The sequence below is a fragment of the Bacillus sp. FSL M8-0350 genome (assembly GCF_038593345.1).
In the GTDB taxonomy this organism is placed as follows: Bacteria; Bacillota; Bacilli; order Bacillales; family Bacillaceae; genus Bacillus; species Bacillus safensis.
On the sequence record NZ_CP151985.1, the window covers coordinates 2,295,935 to 2,317,569 of the forward strand.

Genomic DNA, 21,635 nt, shown 5'->3' on the forward strand with positions numbered 1-21,635 from the left:
TAATCGGCTATACAATTCCATGAGGAGGCGAAGGTATTTGGAAACAAAACTCTTTTCACCTTGGACATTAAAAGGTGTTAAACTGAAAAACCGCATCGTGATGTCCCCGATGTGTATGTATTCATCCTATGACCGTGATGGGAAATTACAGCCTTTCCACTTCACACATTATATTTCCCGTGCACAAGGTCAGGCTGGCCTCATCATGGTGGAAGCTAGTGCTGTATCTCCCGAGGGAAGAATTAGTGATCAAGACCTCGGTATTTGGAGCGATGAGCACATTGAAGGTTTCGCTTCATTAAACGAACAAATCAAAGCATACGGAACGAAGACAGCCATCCAGCTAGCCCATGCAGGACGTAAGGCTGAACTTGATGGAGACATTCTTGCACCATCAAGCATCCCATTTGATGAAACATCTAAAACCCCTGTCGAGATGTCTGTTGACCAAATCAAAGATACCGTTCAGGCGTTTCAGGATGCAGCTGTACGGGCAAAAAAAGCGGGTTTTGACATCATTGAAATTCATGGTGCACATGGCTATTTGATCAATGAATTTCTTTCACCGCTGGCGAACCACCGAACAGACGACTATGGCGGTTCACCAGAGAACCGTTATCGTTTCTTAAGAGAAGTCGTAGATGCAGTCAATACCGTATGGGACGGACCTTTATTTGTCCGTGTGTCGGCTTCTGATTACACGACAAAAGGACTTGATATTGCAGATTATATTGGGATTGCCACTTGGCTCAAAGAGCAAGGTGTCGACTTAATCGATGTCAGCTCAGGTGCTGTCGTACAGGCGAAAATCAATACATTCCCCGGCTACCAAGTCACATTCGCAGAGAAAATAAAAGAAGGTGCCGGCATTCAAACAGCTGCTGTCGGTCTCATCACATCTGGTGTACAGGCAGAGGAGATTTTACAAAATCAGCGTGCGGATTTGATCTTTATTGGCAGAGAGTTTTTACGGGATCCATACTTCCCAAAAACAGCTGCTCAAGAACTCCGTACATCCATCGAAAGCCCGCGTCAATATGATCGCGCTTGGTAAAAGCTCTTAGGAAAAAAGGTGTCTATTTTTCGAAATAGGCATCTTTTTTGTTTTTAAGAGAAACATATCTGCCTTTTGTGCCGTCTTTTAGCTAAAGAACTGCTTAGAGGAGATGGAAGAATGAATTCGGTAATGATTGAAAAAATGTATCATATAGATGGACACCACTTTTATACAAAACATCGTCAAGGCAAAAGGCAAGCCACGATTATCTTTGAAGCAGGCTACGGCATTTCTAGTGATACGTGGTCGAATATGGCACGTGATATTGACCCAGAGCTTGGGGTTTTCTTATACGACCGTTTAGGAAATGGAAAGAGCAGTGAGAGCGGTGAAGGAAGAACCTTGCATGACCTCGCTGATGATTTAGATGCGCTGCTGAAAGAAGCCAATATTCAGCCGCCATTTCTTATTGTCGCTCACTCATTTGGCTCTCTTGTCAGCCGGTTATGGGCAAGCCGCAGAGGAGATGATGTCATTGGCATGGTGCTGTTAGACCCAGCAAGTGAGGAGCAAGAGCAGGTGATCCTGCCGCTTTTATCAAAGGAAGAACGCACTTCATTTATGGCGCAGTTTACAGCAGAATGTACGCATGAGGACTTTCAGCAAATGCTAAGCACAATGAAAGAGGAGCAAACTCATTATGGAATGATGCCGCTTCTTGTCATTTCATCAGGTAAGAGCCGATTGTTTCACCCAGCTCATGAAGCTTGGCTCAGACTTCATAAACGCATGCTGTCTTTGTCATCCCAAAGCGGATGGATTCAGGCGCAAAACAGCTCGCACTATATTCATCATGATGAACCGCATATTGTACAGCTTGCTATCTATGATGTATGGTGCGCAGCCAAACAACCTGTCTCCTATTACCAAACTGCTAATTAAAATAAAAAACTCCTTGACCCGTTATGAGTCAAGGAGTTTCTTCTATTTATGCCGTTGGAGCAGATTGACTTTTTTCAGAAAGCAGCTTTTCAATGCTGACAAGCTGAACACATAATGTAAAGATGTCAATCGCTTGCTCTAGTTCTTCAAGAGCCGGGAATGTTGGTGCAATGCGAATGTTGCGATCAAGCGGATCTTTTCCATATGGATATGTTGCACCTGCACCTGTCATTGTGACACCTGCTTCTTTTGCTTTTTGCACAACAGCTTTTGCACAATGATCAAGTGTATTTAAACTAATGAAATATCCGCCATTTGGCTTGTGCCATTCAGCGATGTCTTTCCCGCCAAGTTTTTCGTCAAGAATGGAAAGAACGAGGTCAAATTTTGGCTTAATGATCGCCGCATGCTTTTTCATATGTTCCTTCAAACCTTCTGGATTTTGGAAGAAACGAAGATGTCTTAGTTGATTGATTTTGTCTGGTCCGATCGTTTGAATCGATAATTGCTTTTGAGTGAAGCTCACATTGTCAGGGCTAGACGCCATCAGTGCAACACCTGAGCCTGGGAATGTAATTTTAGACGTAGACGCAAACATAAACACACGGTTCGGGTATCCTGCCTCTTCAATTGCTTGAAAAATATCTTTTAACGTATCAGGTGTATCCGTTAGATGGTGGACTGCATATGCATCATCCCAAAAAATGCGGAAGTCGTCTGCTTTTGTTTTCATTGAAGCTAGGCGGTCAACGACTTCATCTGAATACGTAATGCCGTCTGGATTGCTATATTTCGGTACACACCAAATGCCTTTAATCGCTTCATCTTCTGCGACCAATTTTTCTACCTGATCCATATCAGGTCCATCAGCCTTCATATCGACCGTGATCATCTCTATGTTAAATAGCTCACAAATGGCAAAATGACGGTCATACCCTGGGCTTGGTGCAAGGAATTTTACCTTTGGCAGCTCTCCCCAAGGAGTTTTGCTGTCACATACGCCGTGAGTCATCGCACGTGCAATGGTATCATGCATCATATTCAGGCTAGAATTACCGCCGATGATGATTTGTTCTGGCTTTAAATTGAGTACTTCTGCAAAAAATGTCTTCGTTTCAGGAAGGCCTGTCAAGCCGCCATAGTTTCGCACATCTGTGCCATCTTCAGCTGTCATTGCATCCTTTGATGTCACAACATCGAGCATGCCCATAGACAAATCGAGCTGTTTTGGTGAAGGCTTCCCTCTAGACATGTCTAAGTGCAAGTTTTTACTTTTGTAAGTTTCATACTCATTTTGTAGTGCCACATATAGGTCATTCAATTCTGCTTCACTTAATGCTGTAAAACCGCTCATCTTTGATTGTGCCTCCCGTATTCTTCATAGTTTAATTCGTCATTTGTTTTTTCTTCACCATTTTACCACTACCTGAAAAAGAGCGTCATCATAAATATCAAAAAAATCACACAACTTTTTTTGACGATTCATCCAATTTTTACAGGGTGCGTTCAATGGGGAAAGAAGAGAAATCATGTGCAGCTTCTGTCAGCGGGAATATATCGCGGGCTTCTTTCAACAGTTGTTTCAGTGCCTCTTCTCCTTGGTAACGTGCACTTATATGGGTCAAAATGAGCCTTTTTGCGCCCGCTTCCTGTGCTGTTTTCGCTGCTTGTTCTGTTGTACTGTGATAATAATTGTAGGCTAAATCTGCATCTTCTTTACCGAATGTTGCTTCATGGACTAACACGTCCGCATTTTTGGCAAGCCTTGTTATATTCTCGCACAAACGGGTATCTCCTGAAAATGCAACGATTCTCCCTTTTTTAGGGGGTTCCAAATAATCGGTTCCATCAATGGTTCTTCCATCTTCGAGTGTCACGGTTTCCCCATTTTTCAACTTCTGATACAAAGGTCCAGGTTTTACACCGATTTCTTTTAGGTCTTCGGCTTTTAATGAACCAGGCATATCTTTTTCCACAACCCGATAGCCGTAAGCTGGAATCCCGTGAGAGACTCTTCTTGCTTCTACTTGAAAGGTATCATCTTCAAAGACGATCCCTTCATCTATTTCTATGATATGCAGCGGATATGTCAAATGCGTTTGCGAGGCTGAAAGTGCTGCATTCACAAAGGCCTTGATGCCCTTTGGTCCATAGATCGTCAATTCATCCTCCCCGCCTTGAAAGGATCTGCTGCCAAGGAGTCCCGGAAGGCCATATACATGATCACCGTGCATATGTGTGATAAATATTTTCTCGATCTTTCTCGGTTTAATCGTTGTATGTAAGATTTGGTGCTGCGTTGCTTCTCCGCAATCAAAAAGCCACACTGCATTTCTTTCTTCTAAAAGCTTTAGCGCTGTGCAAGTGACGTTTCTTGTTTTTGCAGGAATGCCTGCACCTGTTCCTAAAAAGAGCAGTTCCATTACTTTTCCTCCTAAAGCCGGTATACAATATCTTCATTCATATAGAATACATGAAGACAAGGTAAATGTGAATTCAGCGGAATTTTTGAAAAAAGTGAAACGAGAGCAGAAAAAGTCGAATCAAATGTTTGCTTTACGAACAATGAAGCTTTAAAATAAAGAAAATGTACATACATTCTCGGTTTTTACAACAATGCTACGAATAAAGTGAGGTACTTCTCGTGAATACAGAAACTAACAACCCTAAAGCAGTCATTGTCATTTTTGGCGCAACAGGAGACCTTGCCAAACGCAAGCTCTACCCTTCTATACATAGACTTTATCATAGCGGAAAGCTAGGTGATCAATTCGCTGTTGTCGGAGTTGGACGCCGTCCATGGTCTCATGAGGACCTCAGAGCTGTGGTAAAGGAATCTGTTTCTTCTGATGATGCAGAAGCGAAAACAGAAGAATTCATTTCACATTTCTATTATCACGATTTTGACGTATCAAGCCCTGCTTCCTATCAATCGCTTAACACGCTTCTAACAGGTCTTGAAGATACGTACAGTATTCCAAATAACCGCATGTTCTATTTAGCTATGGCACCGGAATTCTTCGGAACGATTGCGAAGTTCCTAAAAAGTGAGGGCGTATCAGAAACAACCGGCTGGTCACGACTTGTCATTGAAAAGCCATTTGGGCATGATCTGCCAAGTGCCAAAACATTAAATGAAGAAATTCGTGATGCATTCACAGAAGATCAAATTTATCGTATTGACCACTACCTTGGTAAACAAATGGTTCAAAACATTGAGGTCATCCGCTTTGCGAATGCCATCTTTGAACCGCTTTGGACAAACCGCTATATCTCAAACATTCAAATTACATCCAGTGAATCATTAGGGGTTGAAGACCGGGCTCGATATTATGAAAATTCTGGTGCACTAAGAGATATGGTCCAAAACCATATGCTTCAAATGGTTGCCCTTTTAGCAATGGAGCCGCCAATTAAACTCAATACTGAGGAAATCCGCAGCGAAAAACGGAAAGTATTGCGCGCTCTTCGTCCTTTTTCTAAAGATGAGGTCGATCAATTCTTTGTCCGCGGACAGTATGATACTGGTACGATTGATGGCAGCGAGGTTCCTTCTTATCTGAAAGAGCAAAATGTTGACCCGAACTCAAACACAGAAACATTTGTGGCAGGGAAACTGCTGATTGATAACTTTAGATGGGCCGGGGTGCCATTTTACATTCGGACAGGAAAACGGTTAGAAAAGAAATCTACTCAAATCGTAGTTCAATTTAAAGACATTCCAATGAACCTATACTATGGAAACGGAAATGCCATGCATCCAAACTTACTCGTCATTCATATTCAGCCAGATGAAGGCATCACCCTTCACCTGAATGCTCGCAAGCTCGATGGCGGCACGTATGCGAAACCGATTAAGCTTGACTACCAAACAAACTATAACGACATCATGAATACCCCAGAAGCATATGAAAAGCTGATTCATGACTGCTTGCTAGGCGATGCAACAAACTTTGCTCACTGGGACGAGGTGGCACTTTCTTGGAACTTCGTTGATCCGATTTCTGAGAAATGGGCAGAAAGCAAAACATTAAAACCAAACTATCCTGCTGGTTCTATGGGACCGAAAGAAGCTGATGAGCTTCTAGAAAAAGATGGATACCATTGGTGGAATATATAAAATCAAATGAAAAAAGAGCAGTCTCCCTTGGGGGTTCTGCTCTTTTTTTAACGTCCTGTTTTCGTGATTTCAACCGTTGAAAAGTCAAATTTATCATAGCGATGATGGCTAAATGAGTATTCAAACGGCTGCCCTGCGTTTAAATAAGCAACCTGCTCGACTTCAAGCACAGGATCTGTTGGGTCACACCCTAAATACTGCTGATCCAGCTGATCTGATTTAGCCGCCCTAATTTTCTTGTGCGCACCTGCTATTTTTAAATGAAGCTGATTTGAAATGTAGCCATAGATAGAACCCAGTAGAACTTCTTCATCTATGCCCTTAATGAGATTGACAGGCATAAACGTTTTTTCTAATACGTAAGGCTCTTCATCCACAAGACGGAGCCGGATGATATCATAAACAGGTGTGGTTGAGTCAATAGATAGATGGGCTGCCACCTCTTCGCTTGGAAAATGGACATCAAAATGAATGATTTGAGTCGTGACGTTTTTATCCGCCATGACCTTTGTGAACCCTTTATTTTCATGGCCTGATACATTGATTGCCCCTTGATTGAGCGCTGCCTTTACAATAAATGTACCGTGGCCTCTTTTTCTAAAGAGCAGACCTTCTGCAACGAGAAGATCGAGCGCACGTTTCATTGTCATTCTGCTGCATTGAAATTCGGCGGCAAGCGAGTTTTCATCTGGAATGGGTTGATCTTCTGGATAATATGCTGTTCCTATTCGTTTTCTGATTTCTTCTGAAATGAGTTCATACTTCTTCATCTCACACCACCAACTGACTTGTTTTTTCATAGCGCTTTATTCTAGATGGAAATATGGCGTTTTTTAGCCTTCCTCTCATTTTACACTAAGGGATGTGAGCTTAAAAGGTGCCAGCCATTTTTGTTTCATCCACTTCCCGTCACATAAGAAAAATACCTGCTCTTTTCAAGGAAAGAGCAAGTATTTTGATTAAAAACCGTTATTCTTTGAAACGGATTGAAACCAGTATCCGCTTTTCTTAATCGTTCGTTTCCCGTCTTTTTGAAGATCGACTGAGACAAATCCATAACGATTTTTATATGCATTCGACCAGGACCAGTTGTCCATAAAGGTCCATAGATGATAGCCTTTCACATTGCTTCCTTCTTGAATGGCTCGATGAACCCATTTGAGATGCTCAGAAATAAAGTCAATGCGGTAATCGTCATGAATCATTCCTTCTTCATCCTTAAACCGCTCTTCTCCTTCGACACCCATGCCATTTTCAGAAATAAAACATTCTATATTATCATAGTCTGTTTGGACTTTTTTCAATATGTCATAAATGCCCTTTTCATAGATTTCCCAGCCTCGATACACATTCATTTTTCTTCCCGGCATCTCAAAAGAATCAAAATAATGGTTCGGCATAAATGGTGCTTGAGGGTGCGGCATATGCTCTTTCGCTTTCACTCTTCTTGGCTGATAATAGTTGATGCCAAGAAGATCAATCGTATTCTCTCGAATGAGCTCAAGGTCCCCTTCTTCCATACTTGGCATAAAGCCTTCTTTCTTTAAGACTTCTACTAGCTTTTCCGGGAAATGCCCCTTCACCGCAGGATCTAAGAAGGAACGGTTAAAGAAAGCATCGGCCATCTCTGCTGCTTCTACATCGCGCGGATGCTGGCTTCGCGGGTACGAAGGAGTCAGGTTTAGGATGATGCCAATCTTACCGCCTTGCTGCAGCTTTTTATAAGCCGCAATCGCCTTCGCATTTGATAAAAGTTCATGAAAACCGACCTGTACAGCCTTTTGGAAATCGACTTCGTTTGGATAATGAAAGCTATACATATATCCGCCTTCTACAGGCACAATCGGTTCGTTATGGGTAAACCATTTTTTCACCCGGTCACCAAATAATTGGAAGCATAATGCCGCATAGCTGACATAGTCGTCGACCACCTGTCTGTTCACCCAGCCGCCCTTCTCCTGAAGCGCCATTGGCATATCGAAATGGTATAGGTTCACAAATGGCTCGATATCATGTGCAATCAGTTCATTGATCACATCATTGTAAAAAGACACCGCTTCTTCATTGACGGCACCTGTTCCTTCAGGTAAGAGGCGTGACCATGAAATCGACAGCCGAAATGAATTGTGGCCAATTTCTTTCATGAGACGGATATCCTCTTTATATTTTCGATAAAATTGAGATGTCACGTCCGGCCCTACGCCATCAAAAAAACGAGTCGGCTCTTGTTCAAACCAATGATCCCAAATGTTCGGTCCCTTTCCATCGCCGGGGACGCTCCCTTCTGTTTGCGTCGCAGAAGCAGAAGATCCCCACCAGAAACCTTCTGGGAATGTATATGATTGCTTGTTAGTTTCCATCGACATGTATTGAGTCTCCTTCGCCTTTGATATTTGCTGCCTTCGTTTTTTCTGTTGTCGTTATTTTTTCATTTTTCACATTCATACGGTCAATAAACTTCAGGAACGGGAACCAAATGACAAACACAATCATCAGGTTAAACAGCTGAAGCAGACCGCCCGCTATTGAATTTGTTGCCATCATTCCGCTAATAAAGATCGGTACTGTCCATGGGATATTCACGCCTGTCGGCGGCGGTACAATGCCTGATGCCATCGCAAAATAAGTAATACATGTAATGACCATTGGCGCCAAAATCCACGGAATGAGAATAAGCGGATTCATGACAATCGGTAAACCGAAGATAATCGGTTCATTGACGTTAAATAATCCTGGTCCTAAGCCCAGCTTGGCTACTTGTTTTAATTGCTTACTTTTCAGGAAAATTAAAATCGTAAACACAACAGCAAGCGTCATACCGGTTCCACCCATTCCAACCGTATAAATTTCAATAAACTGCTTGCTGATGATATTAGGAACCTCACCTGTTTTTGTATAGCTTTCTAGGTTTTGTATGGACAATGTATTCCAAATCGGATCCATGACAGAGTTGATAATAATTTGGCCATGGAGCCCAAAGAACCAAAGAATTTGTATAAAGAAAACAGCGATCAACGTCGGAATGATACCGCTTCCAAGACCGACAAGCGGCGCCTGAATGGCATGATAAATCAAATCATGCATATTTGTTTTGAAGCCTTGTGTAATGATGATATTAATAAACAAAAAGGTTGTAAGTGTCAAAGTAGCCGGGATCAGTGCAGCAAAAGACTTGGAAACAGCTGGCGGAACCCCTTGCGGCATATTGATCACAAATTTCTTCTGGACAAAATAACGATAAATTTCAGCAGACAAAAAGCCTGTGATCATTCCTAGGAACATCCCCTTTGCACCTAAACGATCAACTGGGATAACGCCTGCAATCGTTGCACCGCCTTCTTGTTCTAGTAAAAATGGAGTTAGAAGCAAGAAAGAGGCTAAAGCAATCACGCCGCCAAAGACAGCTTCTACATCATAGCTTTTTGATAAATAGTAGCCGATCCCAAATACAACAAACACACTCATAATGCTGATGGTCGCACTCGGTGCGATATTCAGTGCAGACTGGACGCCTTCCAGTACGGTTTTACTCATGATTTTATCTAAAAATGGCAAATTCATCAGCACAACCATAATGGAACCAAAGATGGTGAGCGGGAACGCAAGCATAAAGGCATCACGTAAAACGCCTAAATAGCGGTTGTTGTTCAATCTCCCAGCAATCGGAACCAAAATGGCACTTATTTTATCAAACATTGGTTTCCCCCCTTGTTTACACCCTTTATTGTTTAAGCGATTGGAATATCGGCAGGAGCTCTCCCACAAGCTCCTTGATGGTAATGGTCGACATTAAGTGATCTTCAGCATGCATGAGCAGTAAGGAAAAGGATGCCCTTTCTCCGCCTGCCTCTTTCTGCACGAGTTGAAAATGGATGTCATGTGCAAGCCGTAAATCTTCTTCCGCTTCTTTCATAAGACCAAAAGCTTCTTCTTCTAGACCTTCTCGATATTGTTTAAGAGCCTGAAGCAATTTGCTGCGTGCATTCCCGCTGTGTAAGATCAATTGAAAGCTCACTTGTTCCTCCGTGAGCCCTTCGAGTGTTTTCTTTTCCATCCTTTAAGATTCCCCCATCAATGTAAGTGCCTGTTCATATGCTTTTTGTCCATCGGCAAGCCCGTATGCCTGCATATCAATGACCTCTACCTCAATCCCGTATTTTGTTGCTTCTTTTTGGAGGTCTCCTTTTAAAAAGCTCATTTGCGGTCCGATTAACACAACATCTGCATTCGCCATTTCTTTTTTTGCTTGATCTTGACCAACTGCCCAAATTTCTGCTTCGTCCCCAATTGAATCGGCATGTGCTTTCATCTTTGTCACTAGTAAACTCGTAGACATTCCCGAACTGCATGCTAATAAAATACGTTTCATTTCTCTCACCCCATTGTTGTAATAAAAGCGCTTCCAATTAATATTATATATTTTTATTTTTAAATGTCTAGACATTTAATTTCATTTGTCTGTATTTAATATAAAAAAGAGCGTATTTTACGCTCGTTCAGATTGTTGACAAAGGGCTAAAATGCTTGATTTTAGCCCTTTGTCTTCTTTTCAGCCTGATAGAAAACCTTTGCAGCCCTAGGAAGGACGAGCACAGGAGCGGAGCGAATTTGACATTCGTGAGCACCGGAGCGCAGACCTGACACCGAATGCGAGGGTTTGTCTACACGCTGATTTGTCTTCATTGTCTTATCCTTTTCCTGCCTGGAACCCAGGATACTTTGTCATGCCGCCGTCTACATATAACGTCAGGCCTGTGACATAGCTCGCCTCTTTTGATGCCAGCCAGACAGCACATGCTGCCACTTCTTCTGGCTTTCCAATATAACCGATTGGAATCAGCTCAATCACGCCTTTTTTCAATGCTGGATCATCGAATTTCTCCGCATTAATCGGGGTATCAATGGCGCCAGGTGCAATGCTGTTTACACGGATTTTTTTAGGGGCATATTCAAGCGCCAATGTTTCTGTCAAAAGCTTTGCGCCTCCTTTACTGGCTGCATAATGCACGAAATGAGGCCAAGGAATTTGCTGATGAACCGACGACATATTAATGATCGAGCCTTCTATCCCATGATCTGTCATATACTTCAGTGCATCACGGCACCCTAGAAACATGCCTGTTAAATTGGTAGACATCACTTTGTTCCAATTATCCAGCGTCATTTCGGTAGAAGGTACTTCATTTTCAATGCCTGCGTTATTGATCATCACATCAAGACTGCCAAATGTATCAACAGCTTTATCAATCATCGCCTGCATATCCTCTTCCTTTGATACGTCTCCCTTGATTTTCACAGCCTGTCCGCCATGTTTTTGAATATCTGCAATGGTTTCATCCGGATTTTCTTTATCGGAGAAGTAATTGATCACCACATTGGCTTTTTCTTGTCCAAATCGGCGGGCCATCGCTTGACCAATCCCTGTACCTGCACCTGTAATCAGAACTGTTTTTCCTTCTAAATCTGGATACATTCGTGTAACCTCCTATTTTGTAAAGCCTAGCAGCACACCGCCTGCAATAATCATCAAGCAGCCTGCAATGACAAAGCTTGTTCTAGATGCTTTCTCTTTTAATAAGTAAATGCCGCCTAGTGTTGAGATAACAATCCCTGTTTGTGACATCGAAAAGCTTACGGCTACGCCGATTAATGGAATGGCCAAAAGCAGACCAAGATTTCCTGTTGACCAAACAAGACCGGCAATGATATTTCTAAACGTATATTTACTAAATGGATCCTGCTTTAAACTAATCGCTAAGGATGAAAGCAGCATGCCGACGGATTGCGGGACAAGTGCAGACCAGCCATCAATATCAAACCATCTTAAAATGACGACATATCCGACGTAGCCAACGGTTGAGATGAGCAGAATAATAATCCCTTTTTTAAAATTGCCTCTGCCATCCCCGCCGCCATTCTTTTTTTGACCGAGCGATGTCATCACAACACCTGCAATGATCAGTAAAATGGCGCAAGAACCAATGAGTATGACCGTCATCGTCTGCCATTCTTTGAAGACCATGACACCAAATAGCGTTGTGCTCACAAGCTGCATGCCCGTTGATAAAGGAACCGCTTTAGATACACCGAGAAAAGCAACACTTGAAAGCTGATTCATTTGTCCAATACTCCAGAAGATGCCTGAAATGACGGAAACCGCAAAAATAAGCGGTGTCAGCTCTGGCATTTTGATGAAAAACGCTGCAATCGAAAATAAAAATGCGCCGAGCGTAATGCCGAGGGTTTGCTGATACGCATTCCCGCCTAGTTTGACACTGATGAGAACAATACTTCCCCAAAATATCGCTGGGAGAAGTGCATATAAAATGCCCACTTCTATCCCTACTTTCTTGTCTTTTTTACATAGCATCCCTCTTTTTCACATTTTTAGCCGAAAAGATGTAAACAAAAAAACCTTACCAAAGGTAAGGTTTTTCAGTCGTTCTCTATTTATTTCATCCATTCAGTATGGAATACGCCTTCTTTATCTGTGCGCTCATAAGTATGTGCACCGAAATAGTCACGCTGTGCTTGAATTAAATTCGCTGGAAGGACAGCTGTGCGATAGCTATCAAAGTAAGCAAGTGCACTTGAGAATGAAGGAACAGGAACTCCTTGTTCCACTGCAAGTGAAATGACTTTACGAAGTGATGATTGATAGTTTTGAGCAATATCCTTAAAGTATGGATCAAGCAATAGGTTTTTCAGTTCAGGATTACGGTCATATGCTTCTTTAATTTGTTGTAAGAAGGCTGCACGAATGATACATCCGCCGCGGAAGATCATCGCAATTTCACCGTATTTTAAATCCCAGTTATATTCATCAGACGCTGCTTTCATTTGCGCAAAGCCTTGTGCGTAAGAGCAGATTTTACTCATGAATAGGGCTTTTCTAACCGCTTCGATCAGCTCTTGTTTATTCTCAGCTGATTGCGCTGGCTCAGGACCTTCGATCAATTGACTTGCTTCCACACGCTCATCTTTCATTGCAGAAATGTAGCGCGCAAAAACAGACTCAGTAATGATTGGAAGCGGGACACCTAGATCAAGTGAGCTTTTGCTTGTCCATTTTCCAGTTCCTTTTTGACCAGCTTTATCTAAGATCACATCCACAAGCGGCTGGTTTGTTTCTTCATCCACTTTTGTGAAAATGTCAGCTGTAATTTCGATTAAATAGCTGTCAAGCTCGCCTTTATTCCACTCTGAGAATACTTCATGAAGCTCCGCTGCTGACAAACCAGCAACATGCTTCAAGATAAAGTATGATTCAGAGATCAATTGCATATCTCCGTACTCGATACCGTTATGAACCATTTTGACATAATGTCCTGCTCCATCTGGGCCGATATACGTTGTACAAGGCTCGCCATCTACTTTCGCAGAGATCGCTTCTAAGATTGGTTTCACTAGCTCATGCGCTTCTTTTTGACCGCCTGGCATGATGGAAGGGCCTTTTAGCGCGCCTTCTTCACCGCCGGAAACACCTGTACCAATGAAGTGAATACCACTCTCTGCAAGCTCTTGGTTACGTCTTTGTGTATCCTTGTAATATGTATTTCCACCATCAATTAAAATGTCACCTTTCTCTAGGTGAGGAAGTAATGATTGAATGGTTGCATCTGTTGCTGCACCAGCTTTTACCATTAAAAGAATTTTACGCGGTGTTTCAAGCGACTGAACAAATTCTTCGATGCTGTATGTGCCAACAACGTTTTTTCCTTCTGCTTCTTGAAGAAACTCTTCTGTTTTGCTGCTAGATCTGTTATAAACGGATACGGAGAAACCGCGGCTTTCAATATTGAGGGCAAGGTTTTTCCCCATAACGGCTAGTCCAACCACACCGATTTGTTGTTTTGACATAATTCTGACGTCCCTTCTAACACACTATATTGATTACTGCTGAAATGATGTACCCTTTGAAATTACCACAACATCACCTCTTTTATCAAGTTTTCAGGCTAGTCATTTCCTCTTTCGTCCTGAAAAAAATCTTTATTAAAACTTGTCCCGCTTGTTTTGCTCTCTTTTTCCTTAATGGTGATCCCTCTTTGCACCAATGACTTTCCATATTTTTCTTTCAGTCCATCTAAAATGGTTTGGAGGGGCTCTTCTTTTGCATCTTCTGTATATGAAAATAAATCAAGCTGTTTAACAGCTGCTTTTCGTTCGACAAGGTCTGTCCCCGTCACACCTAAGAGCCTCACTGGCTGGTCATTCCAATGTTTAAGGAATAACTGCTTTGCCGCTTCAAATATATCTTCCTTTCGATCCGTTGGATTCGTAAGCATGACACTTCGCGTGATATTTTTCCAGCTTGCATACCGAATCATGATGAGCAGCCGATTCGCCATCACTTCTTTTCTTCTTAACCTTGCACTCACAGATTGTGACAGCTTATCAATTAACGTGACAAGTTCATCTGAATCATCCGAATCATGAGGCAGAGTGGATGAATTGCCGACGGATTTAAATTCGTATATTCTTTCTGGATCCACGATGCCGTCATGTTCACCATTCGCCTTTTGCTTTAATCTCGGTCCATTAATGCCAAGCAATTCTTTTAGCGTATACTCATTCGCTTTCGCTAAGTCTTCAATAGTATGAATTCCGATTTTCTTTAATTTATCTGCCGTTTTTTGTCCAACCCCGTGCATGTCACCAGCAGGGAGCGGCCAGAGCATGTTCGGAACATCTCGTTTACGCAATATGGTGATGCCCATTGGCTTTTTCCAATTAGACGCCATTTTCGCTAAAAATTTATTCGGTGCAATGCCGATACTTGAAGGTAGCATCAGCTCCTCTACAAGCCTTGTTTGAATATCATGAGCCGTTTTTACCGCATGCTCGGCATATGGTGTATGCGTTAAATCAATATAGCCCTCATCAATCGATACAGGTTCGACTAAATCACTGTATTCTCTAAGTATTGTAAACATCTCTTGTGAAGAGCTGCGGTATCGGTCAAAGTTCGGTGTGCGGACAATGAGTCCCGGACATAGCCGCTTCGCCTCCCATAAGGGCATCGGGGGCTTCACACCTAGTGCTCTTGCCTCGTAGCTGCAAGTCACAACAATCCCTTTACGCTCTTTTGCATTTCCGCTGATGGCTAAAGGTTTCCCCCGCAAAGAAGGATCATACGCCATTTCTACATTGGCATAAAAAGCATTCATGTCTATATGAAAAATAATATTTGACATTGGCATAACCCCATTTTCTTGTCTACCTGTATTTTGATCAGCTGTTTCCTCATATAACAAACATGATGGATCTCTTTTATGCTCAATTATACATTGATTTATTTCATCTTTCCTCAAAAAAACCTTCTCTAAAAAAGAGAAGGTCCAGATTGTTGACAAAGGGCTAAAATGATCTTGATTTTAGCCCTTTGTCTTCTTTTCAGCGTGATCAAAAACCTGGCAGCCCTAGGAAGGACGAGCATCGGAGCGCAGGACTGACACCGAATGCGAGGGTTTGTCTGCGCGCTGGGTTCCACGTTCATTTACACTTTTTCTTCAAGTATACCATGTTGATATTGAATGTCCTCATATGTGAATACTTCATTTTTTTGAGGATATAATTGTTTCACAACCGGAGTGGGCTGTTGATTAAAATTCATACTCAAACTTTGATTGGAGTAGTGTCCAGCCGGATCAATATAAAACTTGTAATCAATGACTCTTTCTACATCAATTTCAGCGTACGCAATTCCCTCTGTTTCAGCTGGAACCATATCACTGATCGGTTCCCCATCCGGCCCGTAAATGCACGTATGCCCGCTCTTAAATGTTTCAAAGTAATCTCTTTGCTCCTGCGTTAAGCAAATCATCTCTTTCATTTCTTCCGTATATATAGATGAAGTCATCAGCACAAATGTCTGTGTCGCGATGGCATAATATCTGCTTGAAATTTCATCGTCAAAATAACCTGGCCAAGAGGCTACATGTACCTGCTCATTTTGGGCATTCATCGCCATAAGATCAAGTGGAACTTGATGCTCCCAGCACATCAATCCGCCAAGGTTTCCAATGTCAGTTTGAAACACCGGCATCATACTTCCACTTCCGTCCCCCCAAATGAGTCTTTCTGCTACAGAAGCTCTCATTTTCCGGTGTTTTCCAATTAAATCCCCATTCGGATTAAACCAAAGCTGAGCTAAATAGAGAGAGCCGCCATCTTTTTCACTGCATGATATACAAACGTACGTTTCATTTCTTTTTGCTGCCTCACTGATTTTTTGAATGGCTAAGCTAGGGATTTCAACTGCATTTTTATATAATTCATGATAGAACTTTCTCGTGTATTCTGGATGACCAATAAAAGCAAACCAAGGATAACCAGGTAAAAATGCTTCTGGGAATGCCACAAGCTTTGCACCATTTGAAGCTGCCTCGTCGATCAGTTCACATGATTTCTCAACGGTTGCTTCCAAATTTAAGTAGACAGGTGCTGCTTGTACCGCAGCTGCTCGAAACTTTGGGTAAATACTTGTCATATTCAAAACCTCCATTTCTTTTCATCCCCCTCATTATAGGATAGGAAATATGAAGTTTGGATGACATTTACTATTTTATACAAAATAAGGGATTTTATTTAATAGAGAAAACACGTGGTTGTGTTAGACATTTAACCATGTGTATAGTACACTGTGAGTAATGAAATGGATGTGATAATCATGATTATTGATACATTCAATGAAGTCTTTTTCCTTGTTGAATTCTTTACGATTATTCTTCCAGCGCTGACGGCCATCGGCATTGCGTTTTTACTAAAAGACTGCCGTATGAACGAACACCTTGGTGGACATCGTTTGGAAGAGTTGGACGCATCTTGCTTGAATCGAACAGACTTTCTGTTTATCATATACGATCGCATTACAACTTGGATTAGTAAAGTCATTCGAATGAAAAGATCATCAAATGATGATGAAGACCATTCGCTTCCTCTCACTAATTAAATTTTTTAATCATGAGGAGGAAACGAATTGAAACGTTTATTGACTGTTTTTACGACTTTATGTTTGATGATGATTGCGTCACCTGCATTTGCAGCGAGTGCGCAAACGAATACGAGCTCTGATGGGTTTTTCCATCATTATTTTATTCAGCCTTTTTCTGAGCTGATCATTTGGCTTGCGAACTTTTTCCATGATGATTATGGTTTATCCATTATGTTCGTCACCTTGATTGTCCGCCTGCTGATTTTCCCGCTTTTTGCGAACCAATTTAAGAAGCAACGAGTCATGCAGGAAAAAATGGCACTGGTGAAACCTCAGATTGACCAAATACAAAGCAAACTGAAGAAAACAAAAGATCCTGAAAAACAAAAAGAACTGCAAATGGAAATGATGAAAGTATATAAAGAGAACAATGTGAACCCGCTGGCAATGGGCTGTCTGCCTATGCTGATTCAAATTCCAATTGTTCTTGGCTTTTACTCAGCGATCCGCTCAACACCTGAGATCGCAACTCATTCGTTCTTATGGTTTAACTTGGGACAAACCGATTTATTGGTGGCAGTCTTTGCAGGGGCTATGTATTTCTTGCAATTTTATGTCACACAAAAATATGCGAAGCAATCAGGCACCCAGACAGAGGCTGCGCTGAAGCAAGCGAAAGTAATGGGCATGATTTTCCCAATCATGATGCTGTTTCTTTCAATTAATGCACCCGCTGCTCTTCCTTTATACTGGATGACAAGCGGACTACTACTCACGATTCAAACGATTATTTTAAATGTCATGTACCAAAAATCAAAAACGAAAGCTGCGGCTAACGAACAAGCCAAACCAGCTGCTGAATAAAAATAAACCCCTTATCTTTAGATAAGGGGTTTTCAAATTGTTGGCAAATGGCTAAAATGATTTTTATTTTAGCCATTTGTCTTCTTTCAGCGTGATAGAAAACCTTTGCAGCTCTAGGAAGGACGAGTACCGGAGCGGAGCGAATGTGACATTCGTGAGCACCGGCACGCAGACCTGACACCGAATGCGAGGGTTTGCCTACACGCTAAAAGCCCCTTATCTTTAGATAAGGGGCTTTTCATTATGCCAACTCTTCTTTCAACCGGTCTGGCAATTGATCGAGGTCCTCAATTTTCCCAAGGAACTTATTTGGGTCCACTTGTAAAATCATTTTGTTTTCTCTCTCCACAACGCCGAAGAAATATTCAGAGGCCTTCGTGTTCATATGAAATGGCTTGATCTCGCTTTGCTCGATATCAATGATATCTTTTGCATCTGAGACAAGACAGCCAATCATTTGATCGTTTACTTCAAATAGCAGCACCTTGGACTGCTCGTTCACATCAAGAGGCTTTCCGTGAAGCATCACGCCTGTGTCACTGACAGGAATGACCTCTCCTCTTAATGACATCAGTCCTTTAATTTCTTTTGGAAGGTTCGATACCTCTTGTAAGTAAGGGACCTTTTCAATCGAACGAATATGCTCTACACTGATGCCAAACTCCTCTTGCCCCACCTGAAAAATAATAATCTTTTGCGTGCTCACAGAGTCTCCTGCCTTTACGATGGATTTGTCGTTTCTTCGATAATGGCGAGAACCATTTCAGCTGTTTTGACTAATTCTTCAATCGGCATTTTCTCATTTTTCGTATGAATATCTTCATATCCAACAGCTAGGTTGACAGTTGGGACGCCGTTGCCTGCAATGACGTTTGCATCACTGCCTCCGCCGCTCGTCTGCAGTTCTGAAGGACGGCCAATTTTTGCTGCCGCTTTTTTCGCCACTTCTACGACTTGATCGCCGTGTGAGAATTTGAAGCCTGGATACATGATGTCAATTTGTACATCGGCACTTCCGCCCATTTCTTTAGCGGTTTTTTCAAAGGCTTCTTTCATCTTCGCTACTTGAGCTTCCATTTTTGCTGGTTCTAAAGAGCGTGCTTCCGCCAAAATATCGACTTGATCGCACACAATATTCGTTTGTGTTCCGCCTTCAAAACGGCCGATATTCGCCGTTGTTTCTTCATCAATCCGGCCAAGCGGCATGCTGGCAATTGCTTTTGATGCAATGGTAATCGCAGACACACCTTTTTCTGGCGCGACACCTGCGTGAGCAGTTTTTCCGTAAATCGTTGCGCGTACTTTCGCCTGTGTTGGTGCAGCTACGATAATCGTACCAACCTTGCCATCTGAATCAAGGGCATAGCCGTATTTCGCTGTCATCAAATTCGGATCTAACGCTTTTGCTCCAACAAGTCCTGATTCTTCACCTGCTGTGATCACAAATTCAATTGTTCCATGCGGTAAATTTTTCTCTTTCAGCACGCGGATCGCCTCAAACATAGCAGCAAGTCCTGTTTTATCGTCAGCGCCAAGAATCGTTGTTCCATCTGTTTTCACATAGCCGTCCTCAATGACTGGTTTTACGCCATTCCCCGGTACAACTGTATCCATATGAGAAGTGAAATAAATCGTATCTGCCTCTTGATTTCCTTCTAATGTGCAGACAAGGTTGCCTGCGCCGTGGCCTGTTACCGCTTTTGAATCGTCTTCAACCACTTTTAGACCAAGCTGCGAGAATTTTTCTTTTAGGACTTCAACAATTTTCTCTTCGTGTTTTGTTTCTGAATCAATCTGAACTAATTCTAAAAATTCATCTAGTAAGCGTTTTTCATTGATCATAATGATGCTCCTCCTCTTATAGCGGCATGTTGCCATGCTTTTTTAACGGTCTATCTTCTTCCTTACTGCGAAGCACATCAAATGAGCGGATCAATCGCTCTCTCGTTTCAGCCGGCATGAAAATATCGTCTATCAGACCTGCCTGAGCCGCTTTCCATACACTTGGTTTGTTCTCAGTCTCGCGCGAAGCAGGATGAACGATTTCGTCTGCGAACGTTTTCCCCATGACATCAATTTCGGCTTCTGGCCATGCATAAACAAAGTCAGCTCCTAAGCCCTTGCTATTCATCGCGACATATGCACCGCCAAACGCCTTTCTTAAAATCACAGTGATTTTTGGAACAGTTGCTTCAGCGTACGCATATAAAAGCTTTGCCCCATGGCGGATAATTCCCGCATGCTCGGCTTTTTCTCCTGGTAAAAAACCAGGAACGTCCACAAGGGTTAAGATCGGAATATGAAACGCATCGCAAAATCGAATAAACCTGGCCGCTTTATCGGCAGCGTCAAGATCAAGGCTGCCTGCCAGCACCTTTGGCTGATTGGCAACAACACCAATGGAGGCTCCTTGTAATCTGGCAAAACCTGTGACAATATTTTTTGAGAAACAAGGCTGCGTTTCAAAGAATGAGTCTGGATCGGTTATCGCTGTCACCACTTGTTTGACATCATAAGTTCGTGAGGGATCCTTTGGCAAGATGCTGCCTGGATCGGCGGTATCATGCTTTCGCGTCCCAGCGCGTGTGACAGCCTGCTGTTTCGTTTGTATGTACGTTAAAAGAGTTCGAACCGCTTCTAACACGTCCTTCTCATCTTTCCCAGTATAGTGCACATTCCCGCTCGTCTGATGCTGAACACTTGCACCGCCAAGACGGTCAGGACAGACCGTTTCTCCTGTTGCCTTTTCTATTACTTTCGGACCAGTTAAAAACATATGAGCTGTTTGCTCTGTCATAAAGACAAAATCAGTCAATGCAGGAGAATAAACTGCACCTCCAGCACATGAACCTAAAATAACTGATATTTGCGGGATTCGACCAGAGTACAGCACATTCCGTTTAAAAATCTGTCCGTATCCTTCTAATGATACCACACCCTCTTGAATTCTCGCACCACCTGAGTCTTTTAGACCGATGACCGGCATCTGATTTTTAGCTGCCAGATCCATTAAAGAGGCAATTTTTTTCGCATGCATTTCGCCTAATGAGCCCCCATATACGGTTGCATCTTGTGCATAAACACAGACAGGCTTACCGTGAATGAGTCCCGTTCCAATGACGACGCCGTCACCAACATGCTCTGACAGACCGCCTGTTGCAAATGACTGAATTTCCATCAAGCTGCCCTCGTCAAGAAGTTCATGCAGCCGCTCTCGAACCGTCAGCTTTCCTTTGCTTCTGTGAGCCGCTGCTCGTTTTTCGCCGCCGCCCATTAACGCTTTATTCCGCCATTCAGACAAGTCATTGAACGATTCATTCATCGCAATATTTCTCTCCTTTCAAGGACCCGCACAATTCAAATAACACACCTGACGTTTCTTTAGGTGAAATAAAGGCAATCTGCTTTCCGCTGGCGCCCATCTGTGCTGTTTTTTGGAGAAGCTGCACGCCAAGGTGATCGAGACGGCTAAGATCCGTTTGAATGTCATCTGACTTTAACGCAATATGATGAAGGCCCTCTCCTCTTTTTGTTAAAAAGGTATGTAGTTTACTGCGGGCTGAGATGGGCTCAATTAATTCAATGTGCAGATCATCAAGTGAAGCGAAGGACGCTTTAATCTCCTGCTCAGGAATCTCTTGTATGTCTGAAAAATGCCAGTTAAATAGCTGATGAAGCGTTTGAGATGTTTCTTTAATAGAAAAGACGGCAATGGCAATATGATCGATTTGATTCATCCGTTCACTTCCTTTGCTGATCACTTGTCGCATATGAAA

At 42.4% G+C, this 21,635-nt stretch carries 21 protein-coding genes; 5 read left to right on the forward strand and 16 right to left on the reverse strand.

Annotation, left to right across the window (positions count from 1 at the left end; all coding sequences use genetic code 11):
- Positions 1-37: 37 nt before the first annotated feature.
- Both namA and NSS80_RS11965 read left to right on the forward strand, forming a co-directional pair.
- Complete coding sequence (gene namA, locus NSS80_RS11960; RefSeq protein WP_317221946.1) at positions 38-1,054, forward strand: NADPH dehydrogenase NamA; 1,017 nt, start codon at positions 38-40, stop codon at positions 1,052-1,054.
- A gap of 120 nt (positions 1,055-1,174) precedes the next feature.
- Positions 1,175-1,939 (forward strand): alpha/beta hydrolase, encoded by a 765-nt coding sequence (locus NSS80_RS11965; protein WP_342498317.1) that lies wholly within the window; start codon positions 1,175-1,177, stop codon positions 1,937-1,939.
- A gap of 46 nt (positions 1,940-1,985) precedes the next feature.
- On the opposite strand, the gene NSS80_RS11970 is transcribed toward NSS80_RS11965, so the two are convergent.
- Positions 1,986-3,293: an aminotransferase class I/II-fold pyridoxal phosphate-dependent enzyme gene (locus NSS80_RS11970; protein ID WP_034280307.1), complete on the reverse strand. Its 1,308-nt coding sequence runs from the start codon at positions 3,291-3,293 to the stop codon at positions 1,986-1,988.
- A gap of 139 nt (positions 3,294-3,432) precedes the next feature.
- Entirely contained in the window at positions 3,433-4,362 is a 930-nt protein-coding gene (rnz, locus tag NSS80_RS11975; protein ID WP_342498318.1) for a ribonuclease Z, read from the reverse strand.
- 221 nt (positions 4,363-4,583) lie between these two features.
- Here rnz and zwf point away from each other — a divergent pair, with 221 nt between their 5' ends.
- A complete protein-coding gene (zwf, locus tag NSS80_RS11980) occupies positions 4,584-6,059 on the forward strand; it encodes a glucose-6-phosphate dehydrogenase (RefSeq protein WP_024428033.1) in 1,476 nt (491 codons plus the stop codon).
- Between the two features lie 47 nt (positions 6,060-6,106).
- Here zwf and NSS80_RS11985 read toward each other — a convergent pair whose 3' ends face one another.
- The 10 genes from NSS80_RS11985 to NSS80_RS12030 form a co-directional block, all read right to left on the reverse strand.
- Positions 6,107-6,829 carry a GntR family transcriptional regulator gene (locus tag NSS80_RS11985; protein WP_024422902.1) on the reverse strand — a complete coding sequence of 241 codons (723 nt, stop codon included), beginning with the start codon at positions 6,827-6,829 and terminating at the stop codon, positions 6,107-6,109.
- A gap of 189 nt (positions 6,830-7,018) precedes the next feature.
- A complete protein-coding gene (locus NSS80_RS11990; RefSeq protein ID WP_034280300.1) occupies positions 7,019-8,425 on the reverse strand; it encodes a glycoside hydrolase family 1 protein in 1,407 nt (468 codons plus the stop codon).
- Positions 8,409-9,755, reverse strand: a complete 1,347-nt coding sequence (celB, locus tag NSS80_RS11995) for a PTS cellobiose transporter subunit IIC (protein WP_342498319.1) — start codon at positions 9,753-9,755, stop codon at positions 8,409-8,411. Before celB ends, NSS80_RS11990 begins: the two co-directional genes overlap by 17 nt.
- Before the next feature lie 25 nt (positions 9,756-9,780).
- Entirely contained in the window at positions 9,781-10,113 is a 333-nt protein-coding gene (locus tag NSS80_RS12000; protein ID WP_041109730.1) for a PTS lactose/cellobiose transporter subunit IIA, read from the reverse strand.
- A 3-nt stretch (positions 10,114-10,116) separates the two neighbouring features.
- Positions 10,117-10,428, reverse strand: a complete 312-nt coding sequence (locus tag NSS80_RS12005; RefSeq protein WP_024422905.1) for a PTS sugar transporter subunit IIB — start codon at positions 10,426-10,428, stop codon at positions 10,117-10,119.
- Positions 10,429-10,746: 318 nt separating this feature from the next.
- Complete coding sequence (locus tag NSS80_RS12010; RefSeq protein WP_034280292.1) at positions 10,747-11,532, reverse strand: SDR family oxidoreductase; 786 nt, start codon at positions 11,530-11,532, stop codon at positions 10,747-10,749.
- 12 nt (positions 11,533-11,544) lie between these two features.
- Complete coding sequence (locus tag NSS80_RS12015) at positions 11,545-12,393, reverse strand: GRP family sugar transporter (RefSeq protein WP_034280777.1); 849 nt, start codon at positions 12,391-12,393, stop codon at positions 11,545-11,547.
- Between the two features lie 116 nt (positions 12,394-12,509).
- Complete coding sequence (gndA, locus tag NSS80_RS12020) at positions 12,510-13,919, reverse strand: NADP-dependent phosphogluconate dehydrogenase (RefSeq protein WP_034280291.1); 1,410 nt, start codon at positions 13,917-13,919, stop codon at positions 12,510-12,512.
- A 98-nt stretch (positions 13,920-14,017) separates the two neighbouring features.
- Positions 14,018-15,262 carry a DNA polymerase IV gene (locus tag NSS80_RS12025; RefSeq protein WP_034280775.1) on the reverse strand — a complete coding sequence of 415 codons (1,245 nt, stop codon included), beginning with the start codon at positions 15,260-15,262 and terminating at the stop codon, positions 14,018-14,020.
- 296 nt (positions 15,263-15,558) lie between these two features.
- The gene (locus NSS80_RS12030; RefSeq protein WP_034280773.1) at positions 15,559-16,551 is read right to left on the reverse strand and encodes a carbon-nitrogen hydrolase family protein; all 993 of its coding nucleotides are present in this window, start codon (positions 16,549-16,551) and stop codon (positions 15,559-15,561) included.
- A gap of 180 nt (positions 16,552-16,731) precedes the next feature.
- On the opposite strand from NSS80_RS12030, the gene NSS80_RS12035 reads away from it, so the two are divergent.
- Positions 16,732-17,013 carry a hypothetical protein gene (locus tag NSS80_RS12035; RefSeq protein WP_024422910.1) on the forward strand — a complete coding sequence of 94 codons (282 nt, stop codon included), beginning with the start codon at positions 16,732-16,734 and terminating at the stop codon, positions 17,011-17,013.
- 66 nt (positions 17,014-17,079) lie between these two features.
- Positions 17,080-17,859 carry a membrane protein insertase YidC gene (locus tag NSS80_RS12040; RefSeq protein ID WP_229137119.1) on the forward strand — a complete coding sequence of 260 codons (780 nt, stop codon included), beginning with the start codon at positions 17,080-17,082 and terminating at the stop codon, positions 17,857-17,859.
- Positions 17,860-18,100: 241 nt separating this feature from the next.
- Here NSS80_RS12040 and NSS80_RS12045 read toward each other — a convergent pair whose 3' ends face one another.
- The 4 genes from NSS80_RS12045 to mce are packed head-to-tail and all read right to left on the reverse strand — an operon-like array spanning position 18,101 to position 21,596.
- Positions 18,101-18,565, reverse strand: coding sequence for a chemotaxis protein CheW (locus NSS80_RS12045; RefSeq protein ID WP_024422912.1), 465 nt, complete (start codon positions 18,563-18,565; stop codon positions 18,101-18,103).
- Between the two features lie 14 nt (positions 18,566-18,579).
- Complete coding sequence (locus tag NSS80_RS12050) at positions 18,580-19,701, reverse strand: tripeptidase T (protein WP_041117918.1); 1,122 nt, start codon at positions 19,699-19,701, stop codon at positions 18,580-18,582.
- A 16-nt stretch (positions 19,702-19,717) separates the two neighbouring features.
- The gene (locus NSS80_RS12055) at positions 19,718-21,181 is read right to left on the reverse strand and encodes an acyl-CoA carboxylase subunit beta (protein WP_317221944.1); all 1,464 of its coding nucleotides are present in this window, start codon (positions 21,179-21,181) and stop codon (positions 19,718-19,720) included.
- Entirely contained in the window at positions 21,174-21,596 is a 423-nt protein-coding gene (mce, locus tag NSS80_RS12060; protein WP_197172679.1) for a methylmalonyl-CoA epimerase, read from the reverse strand. Before mce ends, NSS80_RS12055 begins: the two co-directional genes overlap by 8 nt.
- Positions 21,597-21,635 lie beyond the last annotated feature (39 nt).